This is a genomic window from Azonexus sp. (genome assembly GCF_041909095.1).
Lineage (GTDB): Bacteria > Pseudomonadota > Gammaproteobacteria > Burkholderiales > Rhodocyclaceae > Azonexus.
In genome coordinates this window covers 68,218-89,587 of the sequence record NZ_JAYREB010000002.1, presented here as the reverse complement: position 1 = coordinate 89,587, position 21,370 = coordinate 68,218, and the positions used below count along the sequence as shown (strand labels likewise).

Genomic DNA, 21,370 nt, shown 5'->3' with positions numbered 1-21,370 from the left:
CCCTGCGTCGCTGCTGACGCAGGGGCCATGAATCGGCAGCCGGCAAATCAGCTACCGCTGCGGATCAGGTGATCGAAGGCTGACAACGATGCCGTCGCCCCCGCCCCCATGGCGATGATGATCTGCTTGTACGGCACCGTCGTACAATCGCCGGCGGCGAAGACGCCGGGCACGCTGGTCTGCCCCTTGGCGTCGATCTCGATTTCGCCGAAACGGCTCAGGGCGAGCGTACCCTTCAGCCAGTCGGTCGCCGGCAGCAGGCCGATCTGGACGAAAATACCTTCCAGTTCGACGTGCTTCTCCTCGCCCGAGACGCGATCCTTGTAGGTGATGCCGTTGACCTTCTGGCCGTCGCCGGTGACTTCGGTGGTCTGCGCCGACTTGATCACGGTGACGTTGGGCAGGCTATAGAGCTTCTTCTGCAGCACCGCGTCGGCGCGCAAGGTGTCGGCGAATTCGAGCAAGGTGACATGGGCGACGATACCAGCCAGGTCGATCGCCGCTTCAACGCCGGAGTTGCCACCGCCGATCACTGCGACGCGCTTGCCCTTGAACAACGGGCCGTCGCAATGCGGGCAGAAACAGACGCCCTTGGCCTTGTATTCCTTCTCGCCAGGCACATTCATCTCGCGCCAGCGGGCGCCGGTGGCGATGATCACCGACTTCGACTTGAGCGCCGCACCGTTTTCCAGTTGCACTTCGACCAGCCCACCCTCCTCGGCCGCCGGCACCAGCTTTGCCGCGCGCTGCAGGTTCATGATGTCGACGTCGTAAGCCTTGACGTGTTCTTCCAACGCCATGGCGAGCTTCGGCCCTTCGGTTTCCTTGACCGAGACGAAGTTCTCGATGCCCAGCGTATCCATCACCTGGCCGCCGAAACGCTCGGCGACGACGCCGGTGCGGATGCCCTTGCGCGCCGCGTAGATCGCCGCCGCCGCACCGGCCGGACCGCCGCCGACGACGAGCACGTCGAACGCCGCCTTGGCGGCAATTTCCTCGGCCGCACGGGCAGCGGCGCCGGTATCGACCTTGGCCAGGATTTCCTCGATCGTCATCCGGCCCTGGCCGAATTCGGCGCCGTTCAGGAAGACGGTCGGCACCGCCATGATCTGTCGCGCCTCGACTTCGCCCTGGAACAGCGCGCCGTCGATCATCGTGCTCGTCACATTGGGGTTGAGCGCTGCCATGAGGTTGAGCGCCTGTACGACGTCCGGGCAGTTGTGGCAGGACAGCGAGATGAAGGTTTCGAAGTCGAAGGAGCCGGTCAGGCCCTTGATCTGCTCGATCACCGCCTGCTCGACCTTGGGCGGGTAGCCGCCGACCTGCAGCAGGGCCAGCACCAACGAAGTGAATTCATGGCCCATCGGCAGCCCGGCAAAACGGACGCGGGCGGCTTCGCCGGGAACGGCGATGCCGAAGGACGGAATGCGGGCATGCGCTTCCTCGCGCAAGCTGACCTTGGCCGAGCAATCGAGAATGTCGTTGAGCAAGGCGCGCATTTCCTGCGACTTCGCGTCGTCACCGAGCGCAGCGACCAGTTCGATCGGCCGTTGCAAGCGTTCGAGGTAAGCCTTGAGTTGTTCCTTGATGGAGCTGTCGAGCATGGTTTTCTCCCTGTTAGCGGTATTGGATGGCACGGCAATGGCGCTGCGCCATTGCGCTGCCATCCGCCGGGCGGCAGCCCGGCGGTAGTCAGGATCAGATCTTGCCGACCAGGTCGAGCGACGGCTTCAGGGTTTCGGCGCCTTCCTGCCATTTGGCCGGGCAGACTTCGCCCGGGTGCGAGGCGATGTACTGGGCGGCCTTGACCTTGCGCAGCAGTTCGGACGCGTCGCGGCCAATGCCCAGGTCATGAATTTCAGCGACCTTGATCTCGCCTTCCGGATTGACGACGAAAGTGCCGCGCAGCGCCAGGCCTTCCGATTCGATCATCACGTCGAAGTTGCGGGTGACGGTGCCGGTCGGGTCGCCGAGCATCACGTACTGGATCTTCTTGATCGTGTCGGAAGCGTCGGCCCAGGCCTTGTGCGTGAAGTGGGTGTCGGTCGACACCGAATAGACTTCGACGCCCAGCTTCTGGAATTCGGGGTACAGATCGGCCATGTCGCCGAGTTCGGTCGGGCAGACGAAGGTGAAGTCGGCCGGGTAGAAGAAGAAGATCGACCACTTGCCCTTGAGATCGGCGTCGGAAACGGTGATGAACTTGCCGTTCTGGTAGGCCTGAACGGTGAAGGGCTTGATCTTGGTGTTGATGATGGACATGGGTTTCTCCTTGAGCGGTGGTTGAATTGCTGCGACAGGAGAGATCATAGGAAAGCGCCAGCAATCAATCCAATTGATTAAGCAAATCCGATCAATCAATACAGGCTATCTAGCGAGTTTCCCCTCGCGTAAGGCCTGCAGCCGCCGGTACAAGGTCCGCTCGGAAATGCCGAGCTTTTCTGCCAGCGCCTTGCGGTTACCACCATGAGCCCGCAGTTGGGTTTCCAGATCCTCCGCCGCACGCGGCTGGGGCGCCGTGGCAGCCTTTACCGCAGCCAGTGAAAACTGGGCGTAGGCGGCGCCGGGCAGATGTTCCCGCTGGATCACCTCGCCGTCACAGAGCAGGCAGGCGCGCTCCAGGATGTTACGCAACTCGCGCACGTTTCCTGGATAGTGATAGGCAGCCAGCCAGGCCTTGGCCGCATTGGACAAAACCAGCGCACGACCGTTTGCCACCCGTCCCAGCAAGGCCTCGGCAAGCAGCAGGATGTCGTCGCCGCGTTCGCGCAGCGCCGGCAGGAAAATGGGAAAGATGTTGAGCCGGAAAAAAAGATCCTGGCGGAAGCTGCCGTTATCGACCATTTCCGCCAGCGGCCGGTGGGTGGCGGAAACGATGCGGATTTCCGCCTTGCGCAGTTCCGGCGAACCAACCCGGCGATAGGTGCCGGTTTCCAGCAGGCGCAGCAACTTGACCTGGATCGACAGCGGAATGTCACCGACCTCATCGAGGAACAGGGTCCCCCCCGCTGCTGCCTCGACCAGCCCGGTCTTGCGTGCTGAAGCACCGGTGAAGGCACCGCGCTCGTGACCGAAGAGTTCACTCTCGAACAGGGTTTCCGGCAAGCCGGAGCAGTCGACGGCCACGAAGGGCTGCTCGGCGCGCTTGCTCATCCGGTGGATGGCGCTGGCGACCAGTTCCTTGCCGGTTCCCGATTCGCCCTGCAGCAACACTGCCGCATCCGACGGCGCAACCCGGGCGACCATTTCCATCATGTGCAGGAAAGGCGCCGAACGGCCGATCAGTCCCTGGGCGTGGGCCTGACTGCGGGCGCCGGGCAAGGGTTCGAGCTTTTCGATGTAATAGACGATCTCGCCGCTGTCATTGCGAATCGGCGACAACTCGATATTCTCGAAAATCTCGCCGGACGGCGTGTGATGCAGGTGCAACACCCTTTCGCGCTGACCGGAACGCAGGCTGCGCTGCAAGGGGCAGAACTCGCCGGCTTCGTTGCAAGGCACCTCGTAACGGTGCGAAACCTCGTAACACTTGCGGCCGACCACCTCCTGCTGGTCGAGCCAGATATTCCGGTAGGCATCGTTGGCGGCAATGATCCGGTTTTCCCGATCACACAGGATATGAGGCTCGGGCAAGGTTTCCAGAAATGAAATCAGTTCACTCAGCATCTTCGCTTCCCTCAAACATACTGCCAGACATTCTGCCATCAACCGCCAAAACTGTCTGCCAATCTCCTGCCAACTGACAGATTCGACTGCCAGAAACCCCCTGCGGCAAATTGTCGCAGGCCATATCTATCAATGACTTGGCGTGGGAGTTGACGATATGGATAACTGGCACGCCTCTTGATAAGTAAAGACTGTTACACAACCACTGGTAACTGTCATGGACCCGAACCAACGATCTGCCCGAGGCAATCCCCTTGCCAACGCAATCGCCCGCTTCGACCGCCGCAGCGCGCAGTGGTTTTTTATCCGCAAGGCAGGACCGAGCGCCGACCAGTCGCCACCGGCCCGCCATTTCACCACCGCATCACAAGGAGAAACCGATGCTCAGTGAGCAGCTCGTCGACCTGTCCAGGCTACAGTTCGCGATCACCGCCCTGTACCACTTCCTGTTCGTGCCCCTGACCCTCGGCATGACCTGGATCCTCGTCATCATGGAAGCCAGCTACGTGATGACCGGCAAGACCATCTACAAGGACATGACCCGTTTCTGGGGCAAGTTGTTCGGGATCAACTTCGCGCTCGGTGTCACCACCGGGATCACGATGGAGTTCCAGTTCGGCACCAACTGGGCCTACTACTCGCACTATGTCGGCGACGTCTTCGGTGCGCCCCTGGCGATCGAAGGCCTGATGGCCTTCTTCCTCGAATCGACGCTGATCGGCCTGTTCTTCTTCGGCTGGGACCGCCTGTCGCGCCGCCAGCATCTGATGGTCACCATCTTCATGGCGATCGGCACCAACCTCTCCGCCTTGTGGATCCTGATCGCCAACGGCTGGATGCAGAACCCGGTCGGCGCCGAGTTCAGCTACGTGACGATGCGCATGGAAATGGTCGATTTCTGGGCCGTCCTGTTCAACCCGGATGCCCAGGCCAAGTTCGTCCACACCGTGTCGGCCGGTTACACCACCGGTGCCATCTTCGTCCTCGCCATCTCGTCCTTCTACCTGCTGCGCGGCCGCGACGTCGAATTCGCCAAGAAGAGCTTCCGCGTTGCCGCCGCCTTCGGTTTTGCTTCCGTCTGCTCGGTCATCGTGCTCGGCGACGAAGCCGGCTACAGCATCGGCGAAGCGCAACAAACCAAACTCGCGGCGATGGAAGCGATGTGGGAAACCGAACCGGCACCGGCCGGCTTCAATCTGGTCGCCATTCCCAACGAAAAGGAAATGAAGAACGACTTCGCGATCGAGATTCCCTGGGTCATGGGCATCATCGGCACGCGCTCGCTCGACAAGCAGATTCCCGGCATCAAGGAAATCCGCGAAACCAACCGCCAGCGCATCCTTTCCGGCCAGATCGCCGTCACTGCGCTGGAAACCCTGCGCAAGAATCCGGCCGACAGCGAATCGCGCGCCCTGCTCGACCAGCACGTCAAGGATCTCGGCTTCGGTCTGCTGCTCAAGAAGTACGTCACCGACGTGCGTCAGGCAACGCCGGAAATGATCGACAGGGCCGTCTCCGACACCATCCCGTCGGTTGCCCCGATGTTCTGGACCTTCCGCATCATGGTCGCCTTCGGCTTCCTGATGCTGGCGCTGTTCGGCATTGCCCTGTGGTACTCGGTCAAGGGCAGCTTCGCCGAAAAACCCTGGCTGCTGCGCTGGGCCCTGTGGATGCTGCCGGTCCCGTGGCTGGCCTGTGAAATGGGCTGGTTCGTTGCCGAATACGGTCGTCAGCCTTGGACCATCTACGGCGTGCTGCCGACCCACCTGTCGGTTTCCAATCTCTCGGTGGCCAGCATCTATGGCTCGCTCGCCGGTTTCGTCGGTTTCTACACCGTGCTGCTGATCGTCGAGATGTACCTGATGGTGCGCTTCGCCAAGCAAGGCCCGGGCAGTCTCGGCACCGGCCGCTACGCCAATGAAATCGCTCACGAACCTGCACACGCCTGAGGAACAACCATGATCTTCGACTATCCAACCCTGAAACTCATCTGGTGGCTGCTGGTCGGCGTCCTGCTGATCGGCTTCGCCATCATGGACGGCCACGACATGGGCGTCGGCACCCTGCTCCCCTTCGTCGCCAAGGACGATGTCGAGCGCCGCGTCGTCATCAACACCGTCGGCCCGCACTGGGACGGCAACCAGGTCTGGTTCATCACCGGCGGCGGCGCCATCTTCGCCGCCTGGCCGCTGGTTTACGCGACCGCCTTCTCCGGCTTCTACTGGGCGATGCTGGCCGTACTCTGGGCCTTGTTCTTCCGCCCGGTCGGTTTCGACTACCGGAGCAAGATCGCCAACCCGACCTGGCGCAAGACCTGGGACTGGGGCCTGTTCGTCGGCGGCGCCGTGCCGCCGCTGATCTTCGGCGTCGCCTTCGGCAACCTGTTCCAGGGTGTCCCCTTCCACTTCGAGAGCAACCTGATGCCGATCTACACCGGCAGCTTCTGGGGCTTGCTCAATCCGTTCGCGCTGCTCTGCGGCATCGTGTCGACGGCGATGATCACCTTCCAGGGCGCCACCTACCTGATGCACCGCACCGAAGGCGACGTCTACCGCCGCACGCAGACCGCCATGCTTGCCTTCGGCGGCCTGCTCCTGGTCACCTTCTCGGCCGCCGGCGTCTGGCTGTGGCAGGGCATTGACGGCTACGCCATCGCCTCCACCGTCGATCCTGCCGCGCTGCCCAATCCGCTCGACAAGGAAGTGGTCCGTCAGGCCGGTGCCTGGCTTGCCAACTACGACAAGTACCCGGCGACCATGGCACTGCCCGCACTGGCCTATGCCGGCACGCTGGCCGCCATGCTGCTGGCGGTCAACGGCGCGACGCTGTCCGCCTTCGTCGCCTCGTCGCTGGCCATCGTCGGCGTCATCGGTACCGCCGGTGTCTCGCTGTTCCCCTTCGTGATGCCGTCGTCGACCGACCTGCGTTCCGGCCTCACCGTCTGGGACAGCGTTTCCAGCCAGCTGACGCTGTTCATCATGCTCGGTGCGACGCTCATCTTCATGCCGATCATCATTGCCTACACCAGCTGGGCGTACAAGGTGATGGCCGGCAAGGTGACGGCTGCCTACATCCGCGAAAACGATCACGCTGCCTACTGAGGAAAACGCCATGACCACTTGTACCTGCCAGGGAGAATCCTTCTCCGTTTGCGCTAGCCCGGCCCGTCGCCAGTGGATCATGGCGACGGCCGGTGCCGGCGGCGTCCTGACGCTGACCGCCATCGTCCCCTTCGTTTCCAGCCTGATGCCGTCGGAACGGGCGCTGGCGGCCGGCGCCCCGGTCGAGGTCGATATCGGCAAGCTGGCCCCCGGCAACATGATGGTTGTCGAATGGCGCGGCAAGCCGGTATGGATCCTCAACCGGACGCCGGAAATGCTCGCCGCGCTGAAGAAGGCGGAACCGATGCTGGCCGACCCGGCCTCCGAGGTCGCGACGCAACAACCCGCCTACGCCGCCAACGCAACCCGCTCGCGGGTTCCGGAAATGCTGGTCGCCATCGGCATCTGCACCCATCTCGGCTGCTCGCCGTCGGCGGCCTTCACGCCGGGCGACCCGGCGCTCGGCGCCGACTGGCCGGGAGGCTTTCTCTGCCCCTGCCACGGCTCGACCTTCGACTTCGCCGGCCGTGTCTTCAAGAACAAGCCGGCCCCTACCAATCTTGAAATTCCGCCGCACCGCTACCTGACGGACAGCCGTCTGGTCATCGGCAGCGACGAATTCGATCCATCCTGAAAGGAATCAACATGTGGTATTTCGCCTGGGTACTCGGCATCGGCTTTGCCGTGCTGCTCGCCATCCTCAACACCCTGTGGGGTGACTACGAGGAAAACCGCGCGCAGGAAAACCCTGCCCGCCACGATGCCGGCTGACCCTCGCCAGCTCGCCTGGCCAGGCATGGCCTGGTTGCCGCTGTGCGTGGCGCTGCTCGTTCTGGTAGCGCTGACCACGCACCCCGGCATCACTGCCAATGCTGCCGGCCAGGCTGACACCGCGGCCATCTGGCTGATGTTCTGGGCCATGGCCGCGGGCTTCGCCCGCGGTCTCGGCTTCGTCCCCCGTCACTGGCTGCCGCGCTGGCTGATCTCTGCCCAAGCCAGCCTGATCGCCCTGCTCCTGGCACTGCTCAGGCTCGACGCCGCCGGCAACCCCCTGCTTACCCAATGAGGTCCATCATGCGTATCGCCATCACCAGCCAGAATCGCAAGACAATCACCGAGCACGCCGGTAAATGCCGGAAATTCTGGATTTACAACATCGAGCAGGAGCAGCCTGCCGAACGGCAGCTGGTCGAACTGCCGATCGAGCAGAGCTTTCATGCCAGCCACGGCCTGCCCGAAGCACTCACCGGCATCGACGTCCTGATCAGCCGTGGCATGGGCGGCAATCTCTATCAGCGACTGATCGGTTTCGGCATTCAGCCCCTGCTCACCGACGAAGTTGACCCGGATCGCGCCGTCGCCGACTTCCTCAGCGGCAAGCTGGAAACCCATTCGCTCGAGGGAGGCTGTCACGACCACGATCACGATCACGAACATGGCCACGGGCACGGGCACGGCCATCATCGCTAAGGCCGGGTGCTGGCCGCCCGCCGGGGGCTCTGCTAGAATCCCCGAGCATGCCATTGGCAAATAAATTTCCCCAACAACTTTCCGTATAGGTTCTAGACAATGAAACAAACCCTGCTCAACGACAAATACCCGGTTTTCGTCGCCGAAATCGCCAAGAACGAAACCACCTTCCAGTCGGTGCCGGCTCTGGTCGATTATTACAAGGCCAAGATCGCCGAAAACCCGAAAGTCCAGTTCATTGGCATCTTCGACCACCTCGCACACACCTCAAAAATTGGCGGCGAGATCATGAGCGGCCTGCAGGCCGCCGTTGATGTCATCTTCTGCTTTGGCTTTGCGCTGCCCAACCCGCAAGTGCTGGCCGTACGCCCCCGTTCGATCGGCATTGCCGACCTTGGCGACAAGTTCGTCATCAGCTTCATGGAAGCCCCGATGGCCCCGGCCAACCAGGCCATGGAAGCCTGGACCCTGGCACTGCGCAACGCCGGCTGACCCCTGTACCACCTCCGCAACACGCTTTGCCCGGCCTTGTGCCGGGCTTTTTTTTCGGCCGCCCTTGCAACGATCAAATACTGTACATAACAACAGTTGTTTGATAATCTACAACAACTGTTCATCCATCCAGTCATTGTGCAGGAGGCCCTCATGAAGCAACTCCAGAAATGGTTCGACATCCTCGCCGGCATCTCTGAAAGCGAACGCCAGCGACAAGCCATGGCCCAGGCCATCTTCCGTCATAACGGGCCAGACCTCGGCGCGCTGGCAACCCCGGCCTGCTGGCGGCGAGCGATTCATGTCCGCACGGCGACGCGCTGATCCTCCCCCCGTAAACCCGCTGCAGCTTGCAAAGCTGACGGCAAGCTGCGGCATAATGGCGCTCCGAAGCGATCCGGCAGTCGCCATTACCAGGGGGAGAATTGCAGATGAAGGCCATCGATATCGACGACACCATACGACTGCACGGCAAATGGCGGCGTCAGTTCCTCAATGCCTTTGCTGGAGGCAGTTATGTCGACATGCCGCTTTCCGACCACCGCGCCTGCTGTCTGTTGCTCCCTCAGGAAACCGGCCTGCCCCCGGAGATTGCCAGGCTGCATCGACGCTTTCATGCGCTGGCCGACGAAATCATCGAACTGAGCCAGAGCGGGCTGGGCGACTCTGCCGACCTCCTGTTGCCCGAACTCAACGAAGCCGCCCACCAGTTCGCAGCGGCACTCGATCAGCTACGTTAGCGCCAGCCGCCAGGCGGCAAGAAGAATCCAGACCGCGAAGAGCAGCCCGAAACACAAGCAACCGGCCAACCGGGGGCTTTCGCGCCCGGGGATCAGGTATCCCGCAAGACGGCGCGGCGCCCGGGTAATCAGTTCGAACAAGCGGTAGATCGGATTTTCCTGGCGGCGCTCACCAGCCAGCAATGTCATCGCCGCCAGACCAAGCAGGCTGAAGCCGAGCATCTCGATGATGGCGCGCGCAGCGCCAATCAGGAACAGCAGCACTGGCTATTCTTCCTTGATCGCATGCGCCGCATCAAGCGCACTCATGCGCAAGCTGTAATAGACAATGATCCCCAGATAGCAAAGCAGTATTCCCTGTGCTGCGAAGTAAAACCCGAAGGGGAAGCCAAAGAACTGGTATTCATTGAGTTCTCGGGCGAACCAGATGACGACGAAGGTCAGGATCGCCCACAGCAGCAGCAGCCAGGCGGTCAGTCGTCGTGTCTTGCGCCAGTAGGTTGAAACCGACCCTTTCATGCCCCCTCCCCCGGTTCGCGTATCCTGGCCAGGAAATCTGCTGACTGCGGCGACTGCGGGGTGAGCAGGCTGACCACGATGTTGGTGGCAAAACCCGCGACAATGCCGAACACTCCGGCCGATGTCGACTTCAGATGGAACCAGGGATCGAGCGTACCGTCGGCGAAACCCAGCCAGGAATAACCGCCGAACTCGAGACGCAGGATGTAATAAAGCGTCATCAGCAGACCGACGACCATGCCGGCAACGGCCCCGGCACGTGTTGCCCGGACCCAGAAGATACCCAGCACCAGTGCCGGGAAAAGCGCCGCACCGGCGATCGAAAAGGCCCAGGCGACCATCGACAGGATGGTCCCCGGCTTCTGCGCGGCAACCGTCGCCGCCAGCACGGCAACGAGCAGTAGCAGCGACTTGGCAATCACCAGCCGGAACTGGGTCGACGACTGCGGCCGGAAAACCCGGTAATAGACATCGTGCGACAAGGCGCTGGTTATCGTCAGCAACAGGCCATCGGCGGTGGACAAGGCCGCCGCCAGGCCGCCGGCGGCGACCAGACCGGAAACCACATAGGGCATGCCGGCGATCTCCGGTGTTGCCAGCACGATCACGTCTGGATTGAGCGACAGTTCGGCAAATTGCAGGATGCCGTCGAGGTTGATGTCCTCGATCGACACCAGGCCGACCTTGCTCCAGGCCGCCACCCAGCCGGGCAGTTTGGCGATCGGGATGCCGGCCAGGTGAGACAGCACTTCGAACTTGGCAAACACGGCGTAAGCTGGCGCCGTCACGTACAAGGCCGCGATGAAGAGCAGTGACCAGAACACCGATTGCCTTGCCTGCGCCACGGTCGGCGTCGTGTAGTAGCGCATCAGCACATGTGGCAGCGCCGCCGTACCGACGGTCAGGCAGAAAATCAAGGCCAGGAAGTTGATCCGCTGCGCGTTCCGTTCCTCCGGCGTAGCCCCCGGGAAGGCTTCGGCGTGCGGAATCGGCGGCCTGCTGCGCTCAAGGGCGAGGAACATGTCCTTTTCCCATTTGCCCCTCGCCTGCACTGGGTCGGCTGGCAACTCACGGCGCTGCCGTTCGAGGGCGACGATGTCGCGCATCTGCGCATCCGACGCCTTCAGGGCGTTGATTTCCATCGCCAGGCGCTCGCGCTCCTGAGTCAACGAATGGGGCAACTGCATGATCTTCTGGGCGTAGAGGTCGGCCCGCTCGGCATACAGTGCGCGTACCGCCACCTCTTCGGGGGAATCGAAGAGCTTTCTCTCGAGTTCGGTGACTTCAGCCAGCACCTTGCCGTACACCGCCTGCGGCACCGGTACGCCGGTCACATTCCAGGACAGGATGGCCACCGGCGTGATGTAGGCAACGATCAGGATCAGATACTGCGCCACCTGCGTCCAGGTCACCGCCCGCATGCCGCCGAGAAAGGAGCAGACCAGGATACCGGCGAGACCGACGAAGACCCCAACCTCGAACTGCAGGCTGACGAAGCGGCTGGTGATGACACCAACCCCGTAGATCTGCGCCACGACATAGACGAAGGAAGCGAGGATGGCGGCGAACACGGCGATCAGGCGAATTCCGTTACCACCGTAACGGGCACACAGGAAATCAGGAATCGTGTATTGCCCGAAGCGGCGCAGGTAAGGCGCCAGCAGCAAGGCGACCAGGACGAAGCCGCCTGTCCAGCCGATGACGTAGGCCAGCCCCTGGAAACCCTGCAGGTAGAGGGTGCCGGCCAGCCCCATGAAGGAAGCGGCGCTCATCCAGTCGGCACCGGTTGCCATGCCGTTGAAGAAGGCCGGCACCCGGCGACCGGCGACGTAATACTCGGAAACGTCGGTGGTCCGGCTGAAAACACCGATCAACGCGTACATCGAGACGGTGAACACGAGGAAGGCATAGCCGACCCAGCGCGGCGGCATGCCGGCGCGTTCGAGCAGCGCCAGCAGCCCGACGAAAGCCAGGAAGATCCCGGTGTAGTAGAGGTAGTAGCGCTGCAGCCGGGTCAGGGAAGCGAACATGCCGGGATCAGTGGGTTCGGCGCAAGTGGCTGCTGGCTTTCGACTCGTCGATCAGCGCCTCGACCGTATCGATTCCCTTGCGATGGGCGCGCACCACCAGCATCTGCATCAGACGCGCCAGCAACATGCTGTTGGCGACCGGCGTACGCCGCCCCTCGCCGGCATCGAGCCCGAAAGCGACGAGCCAGTCGTCGAGCGGTAGCGGCTTGGCACTCCGTTCGCCAAACATCGCCGGCAAGAGCCAGACCAGATCGACCCAGCGCGGCTGAAAATTCACGCCCAGGCGCTTGCGGATCAAGGGTTGCAGGAAGCTCGCGACATAAGCCGCGTGATAGGCCACCAGCGGCGACTTGCCCACGAAATGCAGGAAGGCAGCGAGCTGGCGGTCGAGCATTGCCGGTTCATCAGCCGCTGCCAGGTCGATGCACAGACTCTGCGCCGGCGCAATGACGCCCTTGTGCAGGACGGTCGCGGCAATCCCGATGAGGCGGTCGCGTTCCGGGTCGAGGCCGGTAGTGGCGACATCGACGACGACATAGCGGGTCAGGAAGTGCGACGACTCGAGTACCTCAGCCTCGCTGACCAGCCATGCGTTGACCGCATCCCGTACGTCAGCCGGCAGATTCTCGCTGGCGCCCTCGCCAAACAGGAGTTTCTTGATCCCGAACATGATCAGTTATTTACCTGGTAGTCGAGTTTCAGGCGCGACTGGATCTTGCGTGCCTGGCGGAAGGATTCCTTGAGGATGCGGCGATCCAGCTCGTTGAGCTTTTCCGGATCGATCAGATTGTCGCCCTGGCGCCCCGGCTCGCCTTCCAGATACTGATGCTGCAGGCGCAGTAACTGGATGAAGTTGAGGCCGTCGAGGACGGCGTTGATCTCCTCGCCGCGGATGTTCATCTTCTGCGCCGACAGGCGCAGGCGCTGGATCGTGTTGGTCCCGTGCACGCCGGCGGCGAGCGCGTAGATGCGCGCGACATCGACGAAGATGCGCGAGCCGTACTTCTTGAGGTCGATCTTGCCCGGATGATCGGGCTCCAGATCGGTGACGAAATCGCGGATCTTGCCCAGCGGCGGCCCGACCTCGAGCGCGTTACGCGCCATCGCCTGCAGGAAGATCGGCGTCGCCGACGCCTGGTCCAGCAGATGGCGGCGCATCGCGTCCGGCAGTTCGACCTTGCCGTAGAGCGGCCGGAAATCGAAGAAGATCGTCGCGTTGAGCAGCGCCACCGGTTCCGGCGTGCGGATCCACTTGCTGAACTGCGCCTTCCATTCGTCCAGCGTCAGGCACCACTGCGGGTTGCTGGCCATGATGTTGCCCTTGCACAGCGGGAAACCGACCTGGTCCAGGTCCTGGTTGGTGGCCAGCGCGAAGTCCAGGAAACGCTGCTTCAGCGCGTCCCTGTCCTCGCCTTCGGGCACCGTGAAGACGATCCCGTTGTCCTGGTCGGTGCTGAAGGTCTGCTCGTCGCGCCCTTCCGAACCGAAGGCCAGCCAGCACCAGTCGATGCCCGTGAAATCGTGGTTTTCCAGGTTGAGCTGGATGACGCGCCGGGTCAGCGCATCGTTGAGCGCTGAAATGAACTGCGTCAGTTGCTCGGCGCCGATCCCCTGCGCCAGCATGTTGAACGAAAGCTGGCGGACGTCGGCGGCGGACGCCTTGAGCGCCGCGACATTCGGCGCCGCCTCGATGGCCTGGCGAATCTGGCGCAGGCCGACGCGCTGCAGCGCGAACAGGTCGCGCTCGGAAACGACGCCGGACAGGCAGCCGGCGTGGTCGGTGACGAGCACGTGGCGGATGCCGTGCGTCGCCATCGCCAGCATCGCGTCGTAGGCCGTCGCGTGCTCGTCGAGGGTCAGCGGCGACGCCGACATCGCCGCGCTGATCGGCGATTCCAGCGGCAGGCCGGCGAGGACGACGCGGTCGAGCAGATCGCTGCGGGTGAAGATGCCGAGCGGCTTGCCCGCCGGATCGACCACCACCATCGAACCGATGCCGGCTTCCGACATCGTCTGCAGCGTCTGGCGCAGCGGCGTTTCCGGCTGCACCGCCCGCGGATTGCGGGCGCCGATGCCGGCCAGCGGCGAGTTCAGCGTCTGCTGCTCGCTCGCCTTCTGCGCGAACTGCGCCTGCAACTGGCGTCGCGACTGGTCGAGCAGGCTGGCGATGTACTGGGTGCAGAAAAGGTTGAATTCCGGGCTGGTCGCCATCAGCGTCAGGTAATCCTCGGCCGGTAGCTGGTAGCAGAAGGTATCGTCGACCGCGGTGTAGAGGTTGGTCGACGGCCGGCCGGCGGTCACCGCGCCGATCGGGAAACTCTCGCCGGGGCCGAGGCTGAGGATGGAATACTCGGTCACCGTCACCTCGCCGGCCTGGCGCGCCTGGACCTTGCCCGATTCGATCAGGTAGAAGAAACGGACGTTGCCCGAATCGGGGCCGACGATCACGCTGCCCGCGGGATAGAAGGCGACGTGCGCCTTGTCGGCGAAATGCTGCAAGGCGGCCGGCGCCATCTTGTTGAACGGCGCATGGCGGACCAGGAAGGCCTGGGTCGTCGCCGCCGCCCGCTGCTGCCCGGCCTGCCGGAGCATCGCCTCGAGCTGTTGAACATCCATGACTTCCCCCGTCTCCACTGTTTCTTGTTTTTGGCTCACGACAATCCCCTGCCGATGGACTTTCAAAGTAGGTAGTTTAACTTGAGTCTTTGCTGCAGACGCCTGGCCTGGCGCAAGGACTCCTTGAGCACGGCGAGGTCGAACTCGTTCAGTTCGCCCGGCCGGAACGCGCTGTCGCCCGGCCCGGCGCTTGCCGTCGCCTGCCGTTCGAGACGCAGGCCGAGCAGGCTGGACAAGGCCTTGGCGGCGGCGGCGATTTCCTTCGGCTGCATGCTGCCGGCCACCCCCGCCTCGCGCAGCCGCTCGAAGCTGTTGACCGCCGTGTTGCCGGCGGCCAAGGCCAGGATGCGCGCGACGTCGACGAAGATGCGGCTGCCCAGCTTCTTGAGGTCGAGGTTCGCCTCGTCGTCGACCACGACATCGCCGAGCATCCCCAGCGGCGGATGAACGACCAGCGCATTGGCCGCCATCAGGTGCAGGAAGGCCGGGTTGTCGCTGCTCAGGTCGGCGATGCGCCGCCGCAGGCGCCAGCCGAGCGACAACTCGCCGTACAGGGGGCGCAGGTCGAAGAAAATCGTCGCGTTGAGCAAGGCCGTCGGATCGGGGCAACGCACCCAATCGAAGAAGCGCTCGCTCCATTCGTCGTAGGAGAGGCACCACTGCGCGTTGCCGGCCATGATCTGGCCGGGACAGAGGGTGAAGCCGCAAGCGGCAAGCTGGGTATTGACCGCCTGCGCGAAAGGCAGGAAGAGTTCGCGCAGGGCGCGCGCTTCGGCGGCGCCGTCGGCGACGAAGACCAGCCCGTTGTCCTGGTCGCTGACCAGGGTCTGTTCGTCGCGCCCCTCGGAGCCCATCGCCAGCCAGCACCAGGCGGTTGGCGGCAAGCGGTGGCGGGCGGCCAGCAGTTCGACAACGCGCCGGGTCAGGCTGTCGTTGAGCCGGGAAATGGTCCGTGTCGCCAGTTCACCGGAAAACCCGAAAGCCGGCACCCCGGCCAGGAATTCGCGCAAGCGGGCGGCGATCGCCGGCGCCTGCTCGATCCGCGCGAGCCCCGCCAATTCCGCCTCGATGGCGGTGAGCGCCGGGCCGGGATCGGTGATACCCATGTCAGTACTTGATGCGCGAGAAATAGGTCTTTTCCGAGGCTTCCAGCGCCTGACGGACGGTGACGATGCCCTGCTCCTCAAGCAGCGGCAGCAGCTTCAGGAACACCTCGCCGGTCGCCAGCGCATCGTCGAGCGCGTTGTGCCGGGTATTGATGCTGATCCCGAGGCGCTCGAGCAAGGCATCGAGCTTGTGCGACTCCTGGTTCGGGCTGACCACCGCCGACAGCAGCAGGGTATCGAGCACCGGCTGGGTGAAGCGGATGCCGGTGCGCTCCTCCTTCAACTGCAGGAAGCGCATGTCGAAGGCCGCATTGTGCGCGATCAGCACGGTTTCCTCGCAAAAGGCATGGAAGCCGGGCAGAACGATGTCGATGTTCGGCTGACCGCGCACCATGTCCTCGGTGATGCCGTGGATCGGGATCGACTCCGGTTTCAGCGGCCGCTCCGGATCGACGATCTGGTTGAAGATTTCCTGCTTCAGCAGGCGGTTGTTGACGATGCGTACGCCACCGATCTGGATGATCTCGTCGCCGTTCGACGGCTCCAGCCCGGTGGTTTCGGTGTCGAAGACGGTATAGGTCAGTTCGGACAGCTTGCGGTCGAGGTCGATCGACTTGTCCTCGAACTTGAAGAGGTCGAAGTCGTAGTATTCCGGCCGCCCCGTGCTGCGCTCGTCGGCAACTTCGGTGACCGGCACCGCCACCGGCAGGACGAAACGGAAGAAAGCGCGGTGCGCCGCCTTCTCGCGCTGATACCAGATCTCGCCGCCGTGGCGGTCGATGACGTCGCGCAGCGACAGCGACGAGGTCTCGCCGAGCGCCTGCATGGTCTCCATTTCCCAGGAATAGAAGGTTTCCGAAGAAATCGCCTGGCCGATCCAGATCAGGTCGAGATAGGCGAGCTTGCCCTCGCAGACGGTGCGGAAGCGCAGGTCGCGGATCTGGTAATGATCCTGCAGGCGTTCGGCAATGAAGACCAGCGCGAACACCAGCGAGAAGCTGTCGGCCTTGATCCACAGGCTATCGTCGACTTCCTCGGTCTTCGTCGGCAGCTTCAGCTTGTCCTCGATGCGCCGCTGGGCGGCGCTGATGATGTCCATCGCCAGCACATCCTCGAGCGGCCAGCGCGTCTTCATCGCATCGGCAAACTCGTTCATCGTCTGGTCGAGCCGCTTGCTCATCCGCGACGCCTCGTCATCGACGACCTTGACGAAACGCTCGCGCAATTCCTGGTCCATGTCCGGATAGTCGATCAGGTTGGCGACCGCCGCCCGGATGCTGCCCAGCGCCGCCCGGCTGCCCTCGGTCAGCGAATGCAGCGCGTTGTCACGGCGCGCTTCCTCCTCCAGCGTGCGGGTGATGTTGTCCACGGTCAGCACGAAGCCACCCATCGCCGGCTCGCCCTCGTCGCCGGCAACCGACAGCACCGGCACCATCTGCACCCGCAGCAGCTGGCCGCCGCGCGTCGTCGTGACGAAATTGGCGAGCGCCGATTTCCCCCCGATCAGGCGCTGGCGGATGATTTCCAGCGAATGCTCGATCTGGTTCTTCTCGAGGATCGAGAAAATCGAACGCCCGAGCCCGATCAGCGCCCCGCCCGCGGCCGACGTCGGCCCCTGCGACAAGGCCTTGAACTGCAGGCGGGCACGGTTGTTGTAGAGGAGGATGCGGCCGTCGAGGTTGCAGACGACCACCGCCTGCGCCAGCTCCGACATCAGCGCGGCGAGCCGGTTCTTCTCCGCCTCGACCGAGGCATTGGCTTCGGCGATGCGTGTCTCGACGTCGTCGATCAGCGCATCACGTTGTGCCGCCAGGTCATTGGCCGCCTGTGCCACCTTCTGCACTTCCGGTGGTCCCTGCAGCTTGACGCGGAAATTGCGGTTGGCGCCGAGCATCAGGCGCAACTGCTCGGCCATGCCGCGCAAGCCCTCGACATACTGCTTGAACAGGTTGTGCAGGACGCCAACGCCGATCGCAAAGCCGAACAGGGTCATCAAGGTACCGATCGGCAAGCGCGACAGCAGCAGGTCGAGCAACTGCTTGCGTTCGGTTTCCTGCATCTCCACCCAGATCAGGAAAGTGGTCACGACAAAGGGCCCGGTCATCAGCAAACCGAGAACGGCAATGGCAATCAGGAAACGGGCTTTGGCCTTCATCTCAACGACCCCTGGAAGTAACGGCGGCAAGCATCGGACACGCGGCAGCGCCAGGCTGCCGGATGGAAACTCAGGCCAGGCCGAGCATCTGGCGGACCCGCGCGACCAGATCCTTGGTCGAGAACGGCTTGGTCACGTAGGCATCGGCACCAATTGCCAACCCCTTCGCGACTTCCGTCTCGCGCCCCTTGGCGGTCAGCATGACGATCAGCAAGCCGCCCTGGGCAGGATCGGCGCGCAGGGTTTCGCAGACCTCGAACCCGGACTTCTTCGGCATCATGACATCGAGCAGCAGCAGATCGGGGGCGAAGGCAGCGACCTGGGCCAGCGCCTGTTCGCCATCGCTGGCCGTGGCGACTTCGAATCCCTCCTTCTTCATCAGGAATTCGAGCGACATGACGATGTTGGGCTCATCGTCGACGATGAGTATTTTCTTGGACATTAGGTTTGTCTCCCTACTTATGCATCCGGCGCCGGCAAGGGCACCGTGAAAACGAAGGTGGCACCGGCACCCGGCGCACTTTCCACCCACAGCTTACCACCAAAATACTCGACGATTTGCCGGCTGATCGGCAGCCCGAGGCCGGTCCCCTGGGGCTTGTCGGTCATCGTGTTGCCGCCCTGGCGGAACTTCTCGAACACCTGCGTGCACTCCCCGGCGGTCAGTCCCGGCCCGTTGTCGGCAACGGCAACGCGCAAGACGGCATCGTCGCGGACGACGCTGACACGAACCTGACCGCTGTCGCCGGGGACGAACTTGACGGCGTTCGACAGCAGGTTGACGACCACCTGCATCAGCCGGTCGCGGTCGGCCAGCACGCTCGGCAAATCTGCGGCGATGGCATGCGTGAGATTCACCTTCTTCTCGCGGAACAGCGGCTCCAGCGCCGCCAGCGCCTCGCGCACCACCTGGCCGACGTCGACCTCACCGGTCGTCCATTCGGCGCGGCCGGATTCGAGCTTGGCCATGTCGAGCACCTGGTTGATCAGCCGCGTCAGGCGCTCGGTCTCGCTGACGATGACGCCGAGGAAACGCGTCCGCTGTTCGAGTTCGAGGCGCGGATCGTCGTAGAGCATTTCCGACAACGCACGGATCGAGGTCAGCGGCGTGCGCAGTTCGTGCGTCACCGTCGAGATGAAATCGTCCTTCATCCGGTCCACCTCGCGCAGGCGCTCGTTGGCGGCGCGCAGTTCCTTGGTCGCCGCCTCCAGCGCCCGCTGCTTGCTTTCCAGTTCGCGGCTGTAGGCGCGCACCTGGCTCGCCTCGTCGAGGATGTCGAGGACTTCCTCGAGGCGCAGGTTTTCCTCGCGGGTGACGCCGGCCATCAGCGCGCGCGCGCTGGCCGAACCGATCGCCGCCGCCAGTTCGGTTTCCGCGAAATGCACGAAGCCGGCGTCCGGCGGCAGACTGCGCCAGTCGCCGAGGCCGCGCGTCCGTGCATGGGCGGTCAGTTGCTGGCGCGCCCGCGCCGGCCCGAGGAAGCGTTCGAGCAGGCCGGTGATCTCCGGCAAGGATGCGTCACCGCGCCACAAGCGAGCGTCCGGCGCCCGCTCGCCGTGCCGGAAGACATCGACGAAACGCTCGGCCTGCCCGGCCTCGACCGCATCCGGCGTAGACAGCAGGGAAACCGCGACGTAAGCACCGAGGTTGGCAAACAGGCTCCACCACAGGCAATGCGAAATCTCGTCGAAACCGCTCAGGCCGAACAGCGCCTGAGCGCGCAGCCATGCGATGCCAAACAGGCCGTGCTCGACAAAGCCGTTGCCGATCCAGCCGGAACGGGCAAACGACGGCAGCAGCAGGGTGTAGGCCCAGACGACGAAGCCGGCGAGCAGGCCGGCCAGCGCCCCGGTCCGCGTCCCCTGCTTCCAGTACATGCCGCCGAACAGCACCGGCGCGAACTGGGCGACGGCGGCAAAGGAAATCAGGCCGATGCCGACCAGCGCGTAGGCTTCGCCGGCGGCGCGGAAGTAGACGTAGCCAAGGAGCAGGATGAGGACGATGGCAACGCGCCGGATGGCGATCAGCGTCCCGGAAAGATCGGCTTTCTGACGCCGCGCCAGCCAGGTCGAGCGCAGCAGCGCCGGCATCGCCAGGTCGTTGCAGACCATCGTCGACAGCGCGATGGTCTCGACGATGACCATCCCGGTCGCCGCCGACAGGCCGCCGACGAAAGCGAGCAGGACCAGCGCCTCGGCGCCGTGGGCGAGCGGCAGCGTAAGCACGAAGGTATCCGGATTCTGCCCGGCCAGCAGCGGATCGGTGAGCCCGCTGGCGGCCAGCGGCAGGACGAAGATGTTGATCAGCAGCAGGTAGAGCGGAAACAGCCAGACGGCGCGCCGGAGGTGCGACTCGTCGACGTTCTCGACGACGATGATCTGGAACTGTCGCGGCAGCAGCAGGATGGCCAGGCCGGAGAGCAGGATCAGCGCCGTCCAGTTGCCGGCACGCGCCGCATCCGGGGCGAACAAGCCGCTCAGCGCTGGCTGCGCCGTCGCCCGGGCAAAGACGTCGGCAAAACCGTCATGGATGCCATAGGTGACGAAGAGGCCGACGGCGCAGAACGCCACCAGCTTGACCACCGATTCGACGGCGATCGCCGCCACCATGCCTTCGTGGCGCTCGGTGGCGTCGAGGTGGCGGGTGCCGAAGAGGATGGTGAACAGCGCCAGCACCGCCGCCACCAGCAAGGTCGAATCGATGCCGAGCAAGCCGGCGGCGGTCCCGGTATCGGGAAACAGGATGTCGAGGCTGGCCGCCACCGCCTTCAGTTGCAGCGCGATGTAGGGAACGATGCCGATCACCGCGATCACCGTCACCAGGCCGGCGAGTAGCGGACTCTTGCCATAGCGGGCGGCGATGAAATCGGCGATCGAGGTGATGCGCTGCGCCTTGGCGATGCGGATCATCTTGATGACGACGCCAACGCAGAGCAGCATCAGCGTCGGCCCGAGATAGATGGTCAGGAAGGACAGTCCGCCCGAGGTGGCGCGACCGACGCTGCCGAAAAAGGTCCACGAGGTGCAATAGACGGCGAGCGACAGCGCATAGACATTGGCGTTGATGATCGAGCGCCCGGCGTCGGCGCGCGCGTCGCCCCAGCGGGCGACGCCGAACAGGAGGCCGAAATAGGCCACCGTGACCAGTGCGACGAAGCCGCCCGACAGCACCTAGCGTCCCTGCCTTTCGGCAACCCAGGCGGCCAATGCGATCGCCCCGCCCCAGACACCCAACAGATAAACGAGGCCGGCCGGAAAACCGAACCACTCGCCCTGCGGCAGGCCGAGCATGGGGAAGGTCAGCAGCGGCAGCGCCGCCAGTGCGACAGCCGTCAGGCGTTGCCGGATCGGTCCGCTACGCTTCATGTCATCCCCGGAAAAAATGAAAAAACGGCTGACACGCCAGGCGTGTCAGCCGTTCTTGGCATGCAGTCTGGTGCGACCGCATCGGCGGCCACCTTATGGGCGACCATTG

Annotated in this window: 23 protein-coding genes; 10 read left to right on the top strand and 13 right to left on the bottom strand. The window is 63.8% G+C overall.

Features of this window, described 5'->3' with window-relative positions; translation table 11 throughout:
* Positions 1 to 47 precede the first annotated feature (47 nt).
* From ahpF to ACE3OV_RS07185, 3 genes are all read right to left on the bottom strand, one after another.
* On the bottom strand, positions 48 to 1,604 hold the full coding sequence (ahpF, locus tag ACE3OV_RS07195; protein ID WP_374326312.1) for an alkyl hydroperoxide reductase subunit F: 1,557 nt from the start codon (positions 1,602 to 1,604) through the stop codon (positions 48 to 50).
* 94 nt (positions 1,605 to 1,698) lie between these two features.
* Positions 1,699 to 2,262, bottom strand: a complete 564-nt coding sequence (gene ahpC / locus ACE3OV_RS07190; protein ID WP_374326311.1) for an alkyl hydroperoxide reductase subunit C — start codon at positions 2,260 to 2,262, stop codon at positions 1,699 to 1,701.
* A 105-nt stretch (positions 2,263 to 2,367) separates the two neighbouring features.
* Entirely contained in the window at positions 2,368 to 3,666 is a 1,299-nt protein-coding gene (locus ACE3OV_RS07185; protein WP_374326310.1) for a sigma-54 interaction domain-containing protein, read from the bottom strand.
* Between the two features lie 217 nt (positions 3,667 to 3,883).
* Here ACE3OV_RS07185 and ACE3OV_RS07180 point away from each other — a divergent pair, with 217 nt between their 5' ends.
* From ACE3OV_RS07180 to ACE3OV_RS07135, 10 genes are all read left to right on the top strand, one after another.
* Entirely contained in the window at positions 3,884 to 4,057 is a 174-nt protein-coding gene (locus tag ACE3OV_RS07180) for a hypothetical protein (RefSeq protein WP_374326309.1), read from the top strand.
* Positions 4,047 to 5,615 (top strand): cytochrome ubiquinol oxidase subunit I, encoded by a 1,569-nt coding sequence (locus ACE3OV_RS07175; protein WP_374326308.1) that lies wholly within the window; start codon positions 4,047 to 4,049, stop codon positions 5,613 to 5,615. The genes ACE3OV_RS07180 and ACE3OV_RS07175 overlap by 11 nt, the downstream gene beginning before the upstream one ends.
* A gap of 9 nt (positions 5,616 to 5,624) precedes the next feature.
* Positions 5,625 to 6,767, top strand: a complete 1,143-nt coding sequence (cydB, locus tag ACE3OV_RS07170; RefSeq protein WP_374326307.1) for a cytochrome d ubiquinol oxidase subunit II — start codon at positions 5,625 to 5,627, stop codon at positions 6,765 to 6,767.
* 10 nt (positions 6,768 to 6,777) lie between these two features.
* Positions 6,778 to 7,401 carry a ubiquinol-cytochrome c reductase iron-sulfur subunit gene (gene petA, locus ACE3OV_RS07165; protein ID WP_374326306.1) on the top strand — a complete coding sequence of 208 codons (624 nt, stop codon included), beginning with the start codon at positions 6,778 to 6,780 and terminating at the stop codon, positions 7,399 to 7,401.
* Between the two features lie 11 nt (positions 7,402 to 7,412).
* Positions 7,413 to 7,538, top strand: a complete 126-nt coding sequence (gene cydX, locus ACE3OV_RS07160; RefSeq protein WP_374326305.1) for a cytochrome bd-I oxidase subunit CydX — start codon at positions 7,413 to 7,415, stop codon at positions 7,536 to 7,538.
* On the top strand, positions 7,528 to 7,833 hold the full coding sequence (locus tag ACE3OV_RS07155) for a cyd operon YbgE family protein (protein WP_374326304.1): 306 nt from the start codon (positions 7,528 to 7,530) through the stop codon (positions 7,831 to 7,833). The genes cydX and ACE3OV_RS07155 overlap by 11 nt, the downstream gene beginning before the upstream one ends.
* Before the next feature lie 8 nt (positions 7,834 to 7,841).
* Positions 7,842 to 8,237: a NifB/NifX family molybdenum-iron cluster-binding protein gene (locus tag ACE3OV_RS07150; RefSeq protein ID WP_374326303.1), complete on the top strand. Its 396-nt coding sequence runs from the start codon at positions 7,842 to 7,844 to the stop codon at positions 8,235 to 8,237.
* A 99-nt stretch (positions 8,238 to 8,336) separates the two neighbouring features.
* Positions 8,337 to 8,729 (top strand): DUF6858 family protein, encoded by a 393-nt coding sequence (locus tag ACE3OV_RS07145; RefSeq protein WP_374326302.1) that lies wholly within the window; start codon positions 8,337 to 8,339, stop codon positions 8,727 to 8,729.
* Positions 8,730 to 8,882: 153 nt separating this feature from the next.
* Positions 8,883 to 9,053, top strand: coding sequence for a hypothetical protein (locus tag ACE3OV_RS07140; RefSeq protein ID WP_374326301.1), 171 nt, complete (start codon positions 8,883 to 8,885; stop codon positions 9,051 to 9,053).
* A gap of 107 nt (positions 9,054 to 9,160) precedes the next feature.
* Complete coding sequence (locus ACE3OV_RS07135) at positions 9,161 to 9,469, top strand: CZB domain-containing protein (RefSeq protein ID WP_374326300.1); 309 nt, start codon at positions 9,161 to 9,163, stop codon at positions 9,467 to 9,469.
* On the opposite strand, the gene ACE3OV_RS07130 is transcribed toward ACE3OV_RS07135, so the two are convergent.
* From ACE3OV_RS07130 to ACE3OV_RS07085, 10 genes are all read right to left on the bottom strand, one after another.
* A complete protein-coding gene (locus ACE3OV_RS07130; protein ID WP_374326299.1) occupies positions 9,461 to 9,733 on the bottom strand; it encodes a hypothetical protein in 273 nt (90 codons plus the stop codon). The genes ACE3OV_RS07135 and ACE3OV_RS07130 overlap by 9 nt on opposite strands.
* A gap of 3 nt (positions 9,734 to 9,736) precedes the next feature.
* Positions 9,737 to 9,988 (bottom strand): sodium/substrate symporter small subunit, encoded by a 252-nt coding sequence (locus ACE3OV_RS07125; RefSeq protein WP_374326298.1) that lies wholly within the window; start codon positions 9,986 to 9,988, stop codon positions 9,737 to 9,739.
* The gene (locus tag ACE3OV_RS07120) at positions 9,985 to 12,018 is read right to left on the bottom strand and encodes a sodium:solute symporter family protein (RefSeq protein ID WP_374326297.1); all 2,034 of its coding nucleotides are present in this window, start codon (positions 12,016 to 12,018) and stop codon (positions 9,985 to 9,987) included. Before ACE3OV_RS07120 ends, ACE3OV_RS07125 begins: the two co-directional genes overlap by 4 nt.
* A 7-nt stretch (positions 12,019 to 12,025) precedes the next feature.
* Entirely contained in the window at positions 12,026 to 12,688 is a 663-nt protein-coding gene (locus ACE3OV_RS07115; protein WP_374326296.1) for a hypothetical protein, read from the bottom strand.
* Positions 12,689 to 12,690: 2 nt separating this feature from the next.
* Positions 12,691 to 14,634, bottom strand: coding sequence for a DUF294 nucleotidyltransferase-like domain-containing protein (locus ACE3OV_RS07110; RefSeq protein ID WP_374326295.1), 1,944 nt, complete (start codon positions 14,632 to 14,634; stop codon positions 12,691 to 12,693).
* A 62-nt stretch (positions 14,635 to 14,696) separates the two neighbouring features.
* A complete protein-coding gene (locus ACE3OV_RS07105; RefSeq protein ID WP_374326294.1) occupies positions 14,697 to 15,740 on the bottom strand; it encodes a DUF294 nucleotidyltransferase-like domain-containing protein in 1,044 nt (347 codons plus the stop codon).
* Between the two features lies 1 nt (position 15,741).
* Positions 15,742 to 17,895, bottom strand: coding sequence for an exonuclease domain-containing protein (locus tag ACE3OV_RS07100; protein ID WP_374326293.1), 2,154 nt, complete (start codon positions 17,893 to 17,895; stop codon positions 15,742 to 15,744).
* A gap of 70 nt (positions 17,896 to 17,965) precedes the next feature.
* Complete coding sequence (locus ACE3OV_RS07095; RefSeq protein WP_374326292.1) at positions 17,966 to 18,337, bottom strand: response regulator transcription factor; 372 nt, start codon at positions 18,335 to 18,337, stop codon at positions 17,966 to 17,968.
* Between the two features lie 17 nt (positions 18,338 to 18,354).
* On the bottom strand, positions 18,355 to 21,066 hold the full coding sequence (locus tag ACE3OV_RS07090) for an ATP-binding protein (RefSeq protein ID WP_374326291.1): 2,712 nt from the start codon (positions 21,064 to 21,066) through the stop codon (positions 18,355 to 18,357).
* A complete protein-coding gene (locus tag ACE3OV_RS07085) occupies positions 21,067 to 21,261 on the bottom strand; it encodes a hypothetical protein (RefSeq protein WP_374326290.1) in 195 nt (64 codons plus the stop codon). It abuts the gene before it with no gap.
* Between the last annotated feature and the right edge of the window lie 109 nt (positions 21,262 to 21,370).

Coding starts and splice junctions, on each gene's coding strand:
- ahpF (WP_374326312.1), bottom strand. CDS start 1,604: ATGCTCGACAGCTCCATCAAGGAACAACTCAAGGCTTACCTCGAACGC.
- ahpC (WP_374326311.1), bottom strand. CDS start 2,262: ATGTCCATCATCAACACCAAGATCAAGCCCTTCACCGTTCAGGCCTAC.
- ACE3OV_RS07185 (WP_374326310.1), bottom strand. CDS start 3,666: ATGCTGAGTGAACTGATTTCATTTCTGGAAACCTTGCCCGAGCCTCAT.
- ACE3OV_RS07180 (WP_374326309.1), top strand. CDS start 3,884: ATGGACCCGAACCAACGATCTGCCCGAGGCAATCCCCTTGCCAACGCA.
- ACE3OV_RS07175 (WP_374326308.1), top strand. CDS start 4,047: ATGCTCAGTGAGCAGCTCGTCGACCTGTCCAGGCTACAGTTCGCGATC.
- cydB (WP_374326307.1), top strand. CDS start 5,625: ATGATCTTCGACTATCCAACCCTGAAACTCATCTGGTGGCTGCTGGTC.
- petA (WP_374326306.1), top strand. CDS start 6,778: ATGACCACTTGTACCTGCCAGGGAGAATCCTTCTCCGTTTGCGCTAGC.
- cydX (WP_374326305.1), top strand. CDS start 7,413: ATGTGGTATTTCGCCTGGGTACTCGGCATCGGCTTTGCCGTGCTGCTC.
- ACE3OV_RS07155 (WP_374326304.1), top strand. CDS start 7,528: ATGCCGGCTGACCCTCGCCAGCTCGCCTGGCCAGGCATGGCCTGGTTG.
- ACE3OV_RS07150 (WP_374326303.1), top strand. CDS start 7,842: ATGCGTATCGCCATCACCAGCCAGAATCGCAAGACAATCACCGAGCAC.
- ACE3OV_RS07145 (WP_374326302.1), top strand. CDS start 8,337: ATGAAACAAACCCTGCTCAACGACAAATACCCGGTTTTCGTCGCCGAA.
- ACE3OV_RS07140 (WP_374326301.1), top strand. CDS start 8,883: ATGAAGCAACTCCAGAAATGGTTCGACATCCTCGCCGGCATCTCTGAA.
- ACE3OV_RS07135 (WP_374326300.1), top strand. CDS start 9,161: ATGAAGGCCATCGATATCGACGACACCATACGACTGCACGGCAAATGG.
- ACE3OV_RS07125 (WP_374326298.1), bottom strand. CDS start 9,988: ATGAAAGGGTCGGTTTCAACCTACTGGCGCAAGACACGACGACTGACC.
- ACE3OV_RS07120 (WP_374326297.1), bottom strand. CDS start 12,018: ATGTTCGCTTCCCTGACCCGGCTGCAGCGCTACTACCTCTACTACACC.
- ACE3OV_RS07115 (WP_374326296.1), bottom strand. CDS start 12,688: ATGTTCGGGATCAAGAAACTCCTGTTTGGCGAGGGCGCCAGCGAGAAT.
- ACE3OV_RS07110 (WP_374326295.1), bottom strand. CDS start 14,634: ATGGATGTTCAACAGCTCGAGGCGATGCTCCGGCAGGCCGGGCAGCAG.
- ACE3OV_RS07105 (WP_374326294.1), bottom strand. CDS start 15,740: ATGGGTATCACCGATCCCGGCCCGGCGCTCACCGCCATCGAGGCGGAA.
- ACE3OV_RS07100 (WP_374326293.1), bottom strand. CDS start 17,895: ATGAAGGCCAAAGCCCGTTTCCTGATTGCCATTGCCGTTCTCGGTTTG.
- ACE3OV_RS07095 (WP_374326292.1), bottom strand. CDS start 18,337: ATGTCCAAGAAAATACTCATCGTCGACGATGAGCCCAACATCGTCATG.
- ACE3OV_RS07085 (WP_374326290.1), bottom strand. CDS start 21,261: ATGAAGCGTAGCGGACCGATCCGGCAACGCCTGACGGCTGTCGCACTG.